This window comes from Sphingobacterium gobiense (assembly GCF_002980575.1).
Taxonomy (GTDB): domain Bacteria; phylum Bacteroidota; class Bacteroidia; order Sphingobacteriales; family Sphingobacteriaceae; genus Sphingobacterium; species Sphingobacterium gobiense.
Genome location: NZ_PVBS01000001.1, coordinates 1,953,057 through 1,965,945 on the forward strand (window position 1 = coordinate 1,953,057; position 12,889 = coordinate 1,965,945).

At 41.0% G+C, this 12,889-nt stretch carries 12 protein-coding genes; 4 read left to right on the forward strand and 8 right to left on the reverse strand.

Annotated features, from left to right (window positions below):
• Window positions 1–53: 53 nt before the first annotated feature.
• From yajC to C5749_RS08725, 4 genes are all read right to left on the reverse strand, one after another.
• The gene (gene yajC, locus C5749_RS08710) at window positions 54–374 is read right to left on the reverse strand and encodes a preprotein translocase subunit YajC (protein ID WP_105724874.1); all 321 of its coding nucleotides are present in this window, start codon (window positions 372–374) and stop codon (window positions 54–56) included.
• 57 nt (window positions 375–431) lie between these two features.
• On the reverse strand, window positions 432–866 hold the full coding sequence (locus C5749_RS08715) for a DUF1573 domain-containing protein (RefSeq protein WP_105724876.1): 435 nt from the start codon (window positions 864–866) through the stop codon (window positions 432–434).
• Window position 867: 1 nt separating this feature from the next.
• Window positions 868–1,815, reverse strand: a complete 948-nt coding sequence (nusB, locus tag C5749_RS08720) for a transcription antitermination factor NusB (protein WP_181151317.1) — start codon at window positions 1,813–1,815, stop codon at window positions 868–870.
• A 62-nt stretch (window positions 1,816–1,877) separates the two neighbouring features.
• Window positions 1,878–2,948, reverse strand: a complete 1,071-nt coding sequence (locus C5749_RS08725; protein WP_105725353.1) for a Leu/Phe/Val dehydrogenase — start codon at window positions 2,946–2,948, stop codon at window positions 1,878–1,880.
• An 89-nt stretch (window positions 2,949–3,037) separates the two neighbouring features.
• On the opposite strand from C5749_RS08725, the gene C5749_RS08730 reads away from it, so the two are divergent.
• Genes C5749_RS08730 through C5749_RS08740 form a run of 3 tightly spaced genes read left to right on the forward strand, consistent with a single transcriptional unit; the run spans window position 3,038 to window position 8,252 of the window.
• Complete coding sequence (locus C5749_RS08730; protein WP_105724880.1) at window positions 3,038–4,813, forward strand: ABC transporter ATP-binding protein; 1,776 nt, start codon at window positions 3,038–3,040, stop codon at window positions 4,811–4,813.
• A 47-nt stretch (window positions 4,814–4,860) separates the two neighbouring features.
• A complete protein-coding gene (locus C5749_RS08735; protein ID WP_105724882.1) occupies window positions 4,861–6,156 on the forward strand; it encodes a BamA/TamA family outer membrane protein in 1,296 nt (431 codons plus the stop codon).
• An 11-nt stretch (window positions 6,157–6,167) separates the two neighbouring features.
• Window positions 6,168–8,252 carry a TonB-dependent receptor gene (locus tag C5749_RS08740; protein ID WP_105724884.1) on the forward strand — a complete coding sequence of 695 codons (2,085 nt, stop codon included), beginning with the start codon at window positions 6,168–6,170 and terminating at the stop codon, window positions 8,250–8,252.
• A 14-nt stretch (window positions 8,253–8,266) separates the two neighbouring features.
• On the opposite strand, the gene C5749_RS08745 is transcribed toward C5749_RS08740, so the two are convergent.
• Window positions 8,267–9,448 carry a class I SAM-dependent methyltransferase gene (locus C5749_RS08745; protein ID WP_105724887.1) on the reverse strand — a complete coding sequence of 394 codons (1,182 nt, stop codon included), beginning with the start codon at window positions 9,446–9,448 and terminating at the stop codon, window positions 8,267–8,269.
• Window positions 9,449–9,490: 42 nt separating this feature from the next.
• On the opposite strand from C5749_RS08745, the gene C5749_RS08750 reads away from it, so the two are divergent.
• A complete protein-coding gene (locus tag C5749_RS08750; protein ID WP_105724889.1) occupies window positions 9,491–10,279 on the forward strand; it encodes a Cof-type HAD-IIB family hydrolase in 789 nt (262 codons plus the stop codon).
• Window positions 10,280–10,316: 37 nt separating this feature from the next.
• Here the strand turns inward: C5749_RS08750 and trxB are convergent, their stop codons facing one another.
• The 3 genes from trxB to C5749_RS08765 form a co-directional block, all read right to left on the reverse strand.
• Window positions 10,317–11,285, reverse strand: a complete 969-nt coding sequence (trxB, locus tag C5749_RS08755) for a thioredoxin-disulfide reductase (RefSeq protein WP_105724891.1) — start codon at window positions 11,283–11,285, stop codon at window positions 10,317–10,319.
• A gap of 99 nt (window positions 11,286–11,384) precedes the next feature.
• Entirely contained in the window at window positions 11,385–12,323 is a 939-nt protein-coding gene (locus tag C5749_RS08760; RefSeq protein WP_105724893.1) for a 3'-5' exonuclease, read from the reverse strand.
• A 150-nt stretch (window positions 12,324–12,473) separates the two neighbouring features.
• Window positions 12,474–12,872 (reverse strand): SRPBCC family protein, encoded by a 399-nt coding sequence (locus C5749_RS08765; protein ID WP_105724895.1) that lies wholly within the window; start codon window positions 12,870–12,872, stop codon window positions 12,474–12,476.
• Window positions 12,873–12,889 lie beyond the last annotated feature (17 nt).

Genomic DNA, 12,889 nt, shown 5'->3' on the forward strand with positions numbered 1-12,889 from the left:
GCAAAAAAAAGCGACCTGTGCTCAGATCGCTTTTTACTTAAGTTCCTACTGCCTTATTTCTTTACAGTTTCACCGTTAGCTGCTTTGGATGCATCTAATGCTACAGCAGATTTATCGAAACGGATTTTCACACCTGAACCAACATCTACAAGAAACGTCGTTTCACTAACCTCTACAATACGTCCGTGAATACCCGCTGTAGTCACAATTTTTGAATTCACGCCTAATTCCTCGATATATTTTTTATGGTCCTTTTGTTTCTTCATCTGTGGTCTGATCATGAAGAAATAAAATACTACAACAATTAGAATCATAGGTAGGAAGCTCATTAATCCACTGCCTCCGGGTGTCGCTTGCAATAACGTAGTTATCATATTATATATAAAATTAAAAGTTACAATATTATTTTTTCACTAAAAGCATATTTATTCTTATTTCGGTAAGACCTCACCCTTCAATTGAATGGTGGTGACACGATTGTCAGCATTGGAAACAATCGTCACGATTTTTTGCTGTTTACCTACTTGCCCGTTACTATCAAAACTTACTTTTACCTCGCCAGATTTCCCAGGAAGAACAGGCGTTTGCGTGTACGATGGTGTTGTACAACCGCACGATGCAGAAACTTGCGACAAGATGACGGGCGCTGTCCCCGTGTTCGTGTAAGTATATATCTTTTCTACTATTTCGCCTTCTTTCACTTCTCCAAAATCAAAAACAGATTCATCGAATTCAACTTTGCCTCCTTTAGCAGATTCATTAACTGTCGTATCTACCGTTTCTGCATCTTTGTTAGCAGAATTTCCGCAAGAAACCATAGTAGTTAATGCGGCACAAATAAAAAAAGAATTAATTATATTCATCATATTAACCTTTAAGTCCTCTACCTGTTTTTTGGATACGCCCTTGCTGTGTTAGCTCCGCGAATATTTTATCTAAAATTCCGTTGATAAATGTATTACTCTTTGACGTGCTAAATGCCTTTGAGAGCTCAATATATTCATTGATCGTAACTTTCACTGGAATCGTTGGAAAATTAATTAACTCACAAATCGCCATACGCATCAATAGCGTATCGACTAAAGCTATACGATCGGCTTCCCAATTCTTTGTTTTAACAGATATCAACTGCTGATATTCAGCCCCATATCGAATAGTCTGCTTTAAGAGCTCCACGATAAATTCCCGATCCTCATCCCAACTAGGCGTTAAATCCGCCAATTTGTTTTGTCCCGGATTTTCACTACTGAAGTTTTTGAACGTTTTAGCTATCATAGCTTGTAACACTTCTTTGTCCACAGGCCAGTTGATAAATTTTGTTTCGAAAGCTTGCTCAATTTCAGGCGACTTCAAGATCACTTTTTTAAAGATAAACTTGATAATATCTTTCTCTGCCGCAATAGATCTATCTTCTTGCTGCAGGTAAGCCATATATTCTGGTGATCCTTTCAATTGCGCGAAGATAGAACGTACTATTTCGGGATCGAACGTCCAAGAAACCTTATATTTCTTTACGTTTTCCAGGTAACTTCTGTTTTGCCGAAGAGACTCTATAAAACTATTACTATTTAATTTCGTCGTATAGATCTTATCCGTTTCGGTTGGTAAAAATTTATTGGCTCTCCCCTCCGCATCGATTAGTACGTATTCCGCAACTTCGTCAAGCAGATTCAATGTCCAAATATACATCTGGTTAACTTCGTCAACACTTGTTAAGAGTATCTTTTCGAAATCTTTCACTTGTTTATCCTGAGATAAACTAAACGCATATAGCGTCTGCATAACTTTCACCCTAAGGTGCCTTCTATTAAGCATAATTTAATTTAAAGAACGATTGTATATAAATAAGAACGTATTATACTTTTCCACGCTTTACGCTATTTAATTTTCTTGATGTCAAATATACGCTTTTCCGCCAATTGTTTTGCAGCTTCGTGTGTGGTAATATCATCTTCAATGGATTTTTGAATGACATGACGGGTTGCATTATAGATATTTTTAATCAATGCTTCTGTACGTTCATTCCCATATCCCTCTAGCTCAGAATAACAACTAATTAACGCACCTGCGTTAATCAAAAAATCGGGTGTATATAAAATATCCCGTTCTTTAAGCAACCTATTCGTTTCCCCCACTTCTTTCAGCTGATTATTGGCAGACCCGGCGATAATGCGACAACGCATACGGGGCACTGTTTCGGGGTTCACGGTGCCTCCCAATGCGCACGGCGCATAAACATCGGCATCAAGCTCGAAACTAGTCGAATAGGTAATTGGCTCCGCTTTATATTTTGCTGCTATTTTCATCTTGCGCTCTTCGGTCATGTCCGACACGTAAACACGTGCGTTTTCTGCGCGTAACATAGCCACCAATTGCTCTCCAACGCCCCCTACACCCTGTACCGCAATTTTTCGTCCCGCCAGTCCGTCATCTCCATATAACTCCTTGATCGCTGCTTTGATACCATAAAAAACTCCTCGCGCCGCAAAAATTGTAGTGTCTCCTCCTCCATTTAAAGAGGCCGGCAAACCAACTACATAGTCTGTCTCGGACAACATATATTCCAAGTCTTTCTGCGTCGTACCAATATCCGTCGAAGCGATAAAATTTCCATTAAGTCCTTCTATGAACTTTCCGAATCGACGCATTAAAACTTCTGTTTTTTCTGTTCTATGATTACCAATAATAATCGCACTCCCCCCTCCCAGATTAAGCCCAGCTAACGAAGCTTTATAGGTAATTGCTTCTGATAGACGTAATGCGTCATCAACAGCATCTGTTAAAGACTCATAAGGCAACATGCGAACACCTCCAATCGCAGGACCTAATGTTGTATCGTGAATGGCTACAATCGCTTGCAAGCTTACCGCTTTATCTTGGCAGAAAAATAAGTTTTGATGACCAGAAATGGCCATCTTTTCGAAAACAGAAGAATCGTTTACCTCCATAATATTGCTTAAACGCTGTATATTAATTCTTTTTGCTTCTGCAAAAGTAGGGAATATTTTTTCAAATTTTAGCCTTACATTTGTTCTCAATGAAGGAGTTGGCTTATCTCAATAAATACTTTTATAAATACCGTTGGAAACTCATTCCTGGCGTATTATTTGTCATTATATCCAACTATTTTGGTATCCTACCTGCTGTTGTTATCCGAGAAGCGTTTGACCTTGTCAAGGAAAATATCGATCTCTATCGTCTATATGATGGTTTTGACAGACAAGAATTAGTATACCAAGTATTCGGCAGCAGCCTACTATTTTTTGGTATTGTAGTGCTAGTACTCTCCTTATTACGGGGTATCTTCTTGTTCTTTATGCGTCAGACAATCATTCTCACATCCCGCCATATCGAGTACGATCTCAAAAATGAAATTTACAATCATTATCAGGAACTGGATTTTTCCTTTTTTAGAAAAAACAACACCGGTGATATGATGAATCGTGCGACGGAAGACGTCAATCAGGTCAGAAACTACCTAGGACCAGCCATCATGTACGCAATCAACACGGTGGTATTGTCTATTATGATTATCTATGCGATGTATAATGTGAATCCGAAGCTTGCCACGTACTCCTTGCTACCAATCCCCATTTTATCGGCACTTATACTATTTATAAATAGGATTATTAATCAGCGAAGCGAAAGAATACAACGGCAGCTATCTACACTTTCTTCCTTCGTGCAGGAGACATTTTCGGGAATACGCGTCATCAAAACTTATTCGCGCGAAGGTCAGAAAATGGACATATTTAGGAACGAAAGTAACGTATATAATAAGGTTTCACTCGACCTCGTCCGTGTACAAGCCATTTTTTTTCCATTAATTATCTTCCTCATCGGTTTCAGCACTATTATCACCGTATATGTTGGCGGTATCGAGGTCACTAACGGAACGATTACTGCCGGAAACATAGCCGAGTTTATCATGTATGTCAATCAGCTCACTTTCCCTGCAATGTCTTTAGCGTGGGTAACCTCCTTATTCCAACGGGCTGCAGCATCACAAAAGAGAATCAATGAATTTCTGAAAACAAAACCCGAAATAAAAGATGGTAATACAAGCCCTATACTTCAGGGGAATATAAGTGTAGAAAATCTTTCGTTCACCTATCCAGAAACCGGCATTAAAGCAATAGACAATTTATCGTTCACCATAAAACGCGGACAAACACTCGCCATTATTGGGAAAACAGGGTCCGGAAAATCAACGTTGGCGAACTTACTATTACGTATGTATGATGCTGATCGAGGCAATATTTATTATGACGACATACCATTACAACAAATAAAAATAAAAGCATTACGTTCTCAGATCGGCTTTGTACCACAACAGGTATTCCTCTTTTCAGATACCATCGCAAATAACATTGCTTTTGGTCTGGACACCTTAGAGATGGATAAAGTGGAGCAGGCAGCAAGAGACGCCGCCGTATACGAAAATATCATGAATTTCGATAATGGTTTTCAGACCTCAATCGGCGAACGTGGTCTTACATTATCCGGTGGTCAGAAGCAACGGGTTTCTATTGCGCGGGCGCTTGTTAAAGACCCACAGCTACTCGTTTTCGATGACTGTCTTTCGGCGGTCGACACCAAAACCGAAGAAGAAATCCTCCATAATCTTAGTCGTATTATGCGGAATAAAACGACTATTTTCATCGCCCACCGCATTTCTACTATCAAAAACGCCAACCATATCCTGGTGTTGGATGAAGGGCGTATTGTCGAGCAAGGTACGCACGAGGAATTGATGGCTTTAGAAGGGGAATACTTCGAATTACATGAAAAACAACTTTTAGAAGCCGAATAAAACATTATAAATCAAAAAAGTATAACGAATATTTTTATTTTTGTGAGATGTGTAAACAGTGGGTTTTTCTATGCTACCTCTTTACTTATTGTTCTGGACTATTTGGACAACAGGTAGTGTTGAAAGACACACTCAGTACACAAGAAACAAAAGACACCACAACACAGACTTTTGACCACCTGTACGATATTGGGGACGGCATAAAGGATATTATTAGGTTTGTCCGCCATGATACGACGACCCGGGTTTCGAAAAAACGTTCCGGAATTTCCATTCTTCCGAATATAAACTATAACCCCAGCATTGGCTTTCAAATTGGAGCAAAAGTTTTCGGAGGTGTGTACGTAGGAAATCCAGAAAACACGACCATGTCGACATTTGCTACAGCACTAAGCTATACTACTAGAGGCATCGTCTACGGTTACTTGATGCACGATGTTTACACTCCCAGAAATAAATGGAATTTAAAGGGGGGAATTATTATTGCTAAAAGTGTGGGATTGGATTACGGTATGGGCATGGGGAATGTGGTACAAACCGATATCCCAGAAGAAAAAACGCTCAATAATCCAGACCGTACGCGCTTTGTTAACCAATTTATGGTTTATGGTCTTAATGAACGAATTTACAAAAGGTTGTCACCAAATATGTTTATCGGTGCAGGAATATTTTTTGAACTAAAACGTAATGTATATACGCTAGGCAATCATGAAGTTACTCCTTTAGAGGTATATAGCAACTTGACAGGGTATAATGCGGAGAAATATAACAATAATGGATTGATGTTTAATTGGCAATACATGACGCGTGACAACCCGAACAATGCTTATAAGGGCATTTACGCGGATGTTGTTCTGCGAATGAGCCAAAAATGGATGGCAAGCGCCCAAAATGCCTACCAGCTGCAAACCGATTTCAGAAAGTACTGGCAGTTATCACGCAATCGTCCTAATCACGTATTGGCATTTTGGCATTGGGGATCGTATAACGTCGGGGGTAGTCAGGCTTATCTAGATCTTCCCGGCACGGGGAAAGATCCATTTGCACGTACCGGCCGTGGATACACCAATGGCTATTTCAAAGGAAATTCCTTTTTCTACTCCGAAGTGGAATACCGATTTCCTATTTTGCGCAATCAGTTCTTAAGCGGAGTTGTCTTCGCTAATGTTCAAACGGCCGACGATCGGCTCGGCACAAAGCTGTTCCAGCAATGGCAGCCAGCGGGTGGCACAGGACTACGTGTGCTATTCAACAAAGCTACCCGAACAAATCTATGTATTGATTACGCCATTGGTCGATTCGGCCAGCGTGGTTTATTCCTTGGATTAAACGAAGCTTTTTAAATTGAACACATATGTTTTCTAAATTTAAGTTTTTTCTCTTTCCTATAATATTATGCATCCCTTATGCGGTTTGGAGCCAAACGATCGACAGCGTATCGGCTCAGCAAGAAATTAATCCCGTGGATATCAATGCGTATTTTAGCAAACAACCTATTCTGGAACTAACGTCAACAGCACAAACGATAAGCTCAGGGCTTATAGAAGCACAACAAACTACAACTTTACTTCCTGCCCTCAACACCGTAGCAGGTGTGCGGATGGAAGAACGCTCGCCAGGAAGCTATCGTCTGGCGATGCGTGGAAGTCTAATCCGATCTGCTTTCGGGATTCGAAATGCAAAAATATATATAGATGATTTTCCCCTGACCGACGCGGGAGGGAATACCTATTTAAACCTTCTCGATCCAGCGGCTATAGATGCTATATATGTCATTAAAGGCCCCGATGGTTCTTTGTATGGTGCTAATTCCGGTGGTGTTATTAACATAGCCCCAAACGGTTTCGACGTGCGCAAAAATCGTAGTTCTGTATTATTAAGTAGCGGATCGTTTGGCTTGTTTCAAGAGCAGCTTTCTATACAGCGGAAAGTAAGGGATAATTACAGTTTCTCTTTCGATCAATCGTTCACACGATCGGATGGATACCGTGATAATACGGCATTGAATAAGAAAACATTTCAAACGGCTCATCAGTGGAAATATAAGCCCCAAAATGAAATTCGACTTTTTGCACTGTATAGTGATTTGAGCTATCGTACACCTGGTGGTCTAACACAGGCGCAAATGGCCGAAAACCCCCGTATGTCTCGTCCGGCGGCTGGTCCTAATCCAGGAGCTAAAGAACAGCAAGCCGGTATTTTTAATAAAACATTTTATGGCGGCATCGCGCACCATGCTCAAGTATCGGACAAGCTCTCTCACGTAATTAGCTTTTTCGGTTCGAACACCGATTTCGAAAATCCATTTATTACCAATTATGAGTACCGGAAAGAGAACAACCTTGGTCTCCGCACCTACCTTTCATATAGAAATATAGATAAATCGCAGTTTCAATGGCAGATGCAGGTCGGTTTTGAAGGACAAAAGGGATGGAATAAGATTGAGAACTACGGCAATGAACAAGGAGTTCCCACTGCCTCGCAGGCAAAAGATGACTTAAACAACGCACAAAGTAGCTTCTTCTACCGGGTCATGGCAAAACTACATCAACGATGGACGCTCGAAGGTTCAATTGGGTTAAACCAGTCGAAAATAAGCTATCGTCAACACTATCCGGAGATAACAAATCCAAGCGGTGCTATTAATTTGGGGAGTATATGGATGCCAAGGATAGCAACTTCCTATCTCCTAACGGATAGACTGGCGTTTCGAAGCTCTATTTCCAAAGGATATTCTCCACCAACCATCGCGGAGGTGCGGTCTTCGGACAATGTTATCAATACTGACCTGGATCCAGAAAAAGGCACTAGTTATGAAATCGGCGCGCGTTTGGAAACTAAAAGTAGACGATTTATCGCTGACCTTAGTTTTTATTACTATTATATGCAAAATGGTATTGTTCGACAATTGCGCGAAAATGGTGCGGAATATTTTATCAACGCGGGAGAAATGAAACAGAAAGGTATCGAAGCCACCGTTTGGGCATATATACTGGCACCCCAAACGGAAAGATTTATTCAGGCCCTAAACCTACATTCTAGTGCTTCCTATAATCATTATCGTTTCGGGAAATACAGGATAGACGACAACGATTTTTCTCGCAATAAGGTCACAGCAGTACCAGACTGGGTTTGGACAAATACGTTAATTTTGGCTTTCCCGAAAAAACTTGGATTGAATATTTCGCATAATTTCACCTCTGCCATGCCCTTAAATGACGCGAATAGTGTATTTTCCGATAAGTTTCATTTGATACAAGCTAAAGGAACGTGGGATTGGCGATTAAAAAACAAGCAGCAATTACAAATTTTTGCCGGTGTAGATAATCTCTTGAACGAAAGCTATAGTTTAGGCAACGATATTAATGCTTTTGGCGATCGATTTTTCAACCCCGCTCCTACTCGGAGTTATTATGCCGGTGTAAAGGTTACCTTATAGACTTCGTTTCAACATTACAATCCCATCAACTGTTCTAGGTAGTGATAATCTATACCAAAATAGGTTTTCGTAGATTTTATTTTTTCCAAAATCTCTTGTCGCTTCTGTTCGGTAGCGAATTTCTTTTCGCCTACTACCAGCACATTTTTAGCTGTATGGGCATCCGATACAAATTGAAAGACTTTGGTTTGATAGCCGAAGTACTCCATAATCAACGCCCGTATACCATCGGTCACCATTTCCGCCTGACGTTCCATAAAAATCCCGTGTTTAAGCAGAAAATCAAGCTCGTTCTTCGTTTTATTCTTTTCCATTTCCCGACGGATTTGTTTATGGCAACAGGGTGCGACCACAATCAGGTCTGCGCCATGTTTAATCCCTTTAGCAATAGCATCGTCGGTCGCTGTATCACAAGCATGCAAAGCTATCAAGATATCTAGGTCACTTTGGGGTTGGTAGTCCTCTATCGCCCCCCGCATGAAAAGCAAGTCCTTGAAATTCGACTTCACGGCAATCTGATTACACAAGTCTACTAAATCTTTGCGGTATTCCACTCCCACTAGGGAAGTCCGCCTTTGAAGCGTATGGACTAAATAATCATACAAAGCAAAAGTCAGATAACCTTTTCCCGCGCCCATATCGACAACATTTAACGTATCTTTCTGCGGTAGTCGCTGTAATATGGCACTTAATATTTCTATATAGTGATTAATTTGCTTCCATTTGTCTTGTGCATTTTTATACACATCCCCCCTTGCGTCTGCCAGTTTTAACTCGCGTAAATAAACTTTGTTCGTGCTATCCAACTTCCGTACTTTCTGTTTATCGTGGGCAAGAATAACCGGTTTCTTAGCGGTTGGGTTCTCCCTTCTGAGAGACCATATTCCCTTTTTAGTAAATTGACATAATAGGTTCTCCGTTTCTGTGAACAAAGTTGCCACCCGAAATCCTTCTACTTTCAAAAGCCCTTGTATTTCCACGATACCTGTGTCGATCTCAAAGTTTTGAGTGATGTCTTGTGTCTTATAACGAAAAACAAAGGATAACTTCCTTTCTCGCTTTATAATAACCGGTTTGATATATACATTTTTCAAGTACAATTCTGTGCCATTATAATCTCCTAAAGAAATCTTAATAAATTCTTCCTGTTGAATCGACTCTCTAATTTTATCAAAAAAAGCGGCATAATTATCCATAGCGCAAAGATAGGGAATATAAAGAAATCGTACCTTTGTATTATGCAATATCCTAAAATCAAAGCTGTCTTTTTCGATATAGACGGTACCCTTTTAAGTTTCAAGACACACCAAGTTCCCCCCTCTACCCGAAAGGCAATTGAACAATTGCAAAAACTTGGAATTAAGGTCATTTTATCAACCGGTCGGTCTATTAATAGCATTGACCATGTTAAGTTTCTAGATTTCGACGGGTTCATTACTTTTAATGGCGGGTATTGCGTCACGAAACAAGGAGACCTCCTGTTCAAAAGAGCCATCGAGGCAAATGATATCGAGTCCATGCTAGCATACAGCCGTGATCATGCCTTGAGTTTTTCGTTGATGTCTGAAAAAGAAATCTCCATTCACGATGTCACGCAGGAAGTGGCAGGGATGTACGCACACCTAAACTTACCTGTGCCCCCACCAGTTGAACTACAGAACATAGACGTATCGAGCATTTTGCAAACCAATATTTTTTTGGGACCGGAAGACGAGGAGCTATTTATGAAAAACGTCATGCCTAATTCAGTAGCGTCTAGATGGACTCCTCTTTTCGCCGATGTGAATGCGAAAGGTCAAAGTAAACAAGTGGGGATCGATGTTTTCTGTAAACATTTCGGCCTGGATGTTTCGCAGACCATGGCGTTTGGGGATGGAGGGAATGATATTACCATGCTAAAACATGTCGCTATCGGTGTGGCTATGGGGAACGCAAACCCAGAGGTAAAAGAAATCGCAGATTACATTACAACGGATGTAGACGATAATGGTATTTGGAATGCTTTACAGTATTTTAAGGTGATATAGAAAGTAGTGGTGCAAGTGTCACACCACTACCTGTTCGTTATTCTTCTACAAAACTTTCTTTAGCTGCCAAATAACGTTCGGCCTCTAATGCCGCCATACAGCCTGTACCTGCTGCCGTAACAGCTTGACGGTATATATGATCCTGTACATCGCCACAAGCGAATACGCCCGGTATATTAGTCGCGGTACTATTGGATTTTGTAATCAGATAACCGGTTTCGTCCATATCCAATATATCTGCAAATAATTCTGTATTAGGTTTGTGCCCAATTGCGACGAAGAAACCCGTGATATCCAAATGACGCTCTGCCTGTGTCTGATTATTAATAACACGCACACCGGTCACGCCTGTTTCATTACCCAGTATTTCCTGAGTCTCGGTATTGTACAATACCTCGATATTCGGCGTATTCATTACACGATGTATCATCGCTTTCGACGCCCTAAATTCATCTCGGCGCACCAGCATATAAACTTTCCTACACAACTTCGCTAAGTATGTAGCCTCCTCCGCCGCTGTGTCTCCTGCGCCTACAATCGCCACATCTTGACCCTTGAAGAAAAAGCCGTCACAAACCGCACAGGCAGATACACCAAATCCATTGTATTTTTCCTCTGATGGCAACCCTAACCATTTTGCGGTAGCGCCGGTCGCGATAATAACCGTGTCCGCAGAAACCCAAGTCGAACCGTCAATTTCAACTTTGTGTACACCGCCACTTTCCGAGAACTCCACCTTCGTCGCATAGCCAAAACGCACTTCTGTTCCGAAGCGTTCCGCTTGAGTCTTTAAATCTTCCATTAAAACAGGACCGGTGATGCCTTGGGGATACCCTGGGAAATTATCTACTTCCGTCGTTTGTGTCAATTGCCCTCCAGGGACGATACCCGTGTATACTACGGGATTCAGATCAGCTCTAGCTGCATATATAGCCGCTGTGTAACCCGCAGGTCCCGATCCGACAATCAGGCACTGTAAGTGTTCCATTTCTTCCGTATTTGTCATTTTTTTAATTCGTTGTTCGTAACTCGGCTTCGTGATTGGTTGATTTGCCTATTATGAGCATCTTATCACGCGTCATTTTTAACTTATCGCTTATAAAACCTATTTTCCAAACTTCCCCTGAAGCTGCTTAAGCATATCATTCGTAATGGGTTTAGCAGGGGCTTGATCCTTACGCGGACGTTCCTTGTTAGGTTCTACCCGGCTTGGTTGGGTCTTTTGTTGCTGCTCTTTCCTTTTATCACGATGTTCACTCCATAGCTTTTCCAGTACTTTCTTTGTATATCGTGGAAAATCACCTTGCTGCATCCATGCATAGTAGCTAGGTTCAGCGTCAAACACATCAACAACTTTTCTACCTTTGTGTTTACCAAAATTGATACACGGGTCGCCTTCCTCGTCATATACTAAGCGTCCTGCAAAATCTACCGGTTTGCTCAGATTTGTAAATCGATGTAATGCCTCCACATCATTCACGACAGGAGTCGTAACCGTTCCGTGTTTATCTTCAAAAGCCGCGCCTTCGTATTTTGACAATTGGGCCTTTAATACCTCATATGTGGCTCGCACGTCGGCTTCTGCTGTGTGTGCATTTTCTAATGATGCATCACAATAAAACCTGTAGGCCGCTTTCAAAGTACGTTGTTCCATTTGATGAAAAATATTCTGCACGTCGACGAACGCTCTTCCCTCTAACGAGAAATCTACGCCAGCACGTAAAAACTCCTCCATCAGCATAGGTACGTCGAATTTATTCGAGTTATAACCTGCTAAATCAGCATCTCCTAAAAAGCTCTTGATTTCTTCTGCACGTTCTTTAAACGGAGGAAAATCCTTCACATCATCATCGTAAATTCCGTGAAACATAGAAGATTCAGCAGGTATTGGCATTTCGGGGTTAACCTTAATCGTCAATACCTCTTCTTTGCCTTCCGGTGATATTTTTAATATGGATAGCTCAACAATACGATCTACGGCAATATTAACACCCGTAGTTTCCAAATCAAAAAAGGCCAAGGGGCGTTTTAATTGTAATTCCATCTAATAGCTATTGATTATAAACTCTCGTACAGCAAATGTACAAAACTCTTTGGTCTTGTTAAACACATCGCCGATTAATGACATAATTATCACCGTAATAAAAAATCCCCGGCGTTCGTCGGGGATTCATTTCGTGTACTAATGAATATATTATCCAAGTATATTTTTCAATGTATCTACCTGATGATCGGCCAGCTTTTGAAGCGGACTGGAAGCCATCATCTTCATCATCATATTGAGCTCAGCCTCGATCACAAACGTTGCATTCGTAGTTTCTACACCTTTATCATCCAACTTCCACCGTAAAGTAAGCGCAAACGGTGCTTCATCGATTGGGATGCAAACGATTTCCTTATTTGCTACCCGTTGGCTGATTTTCAACGCTAACTTTGCCATATTCTTGATCGTAAAACGAGCCTCGTCTTCCGTCGACGACCAATTGTCGATATTGTCCGGCATCAACTGCTCATGATTGTTCATGTCAGCCAAAAATGCGTAGACCGCTTCTATCGGCTTATGAATATCAACATTGTTTTGAAAAATGGTCATGTGCTTCGTTTATTTAA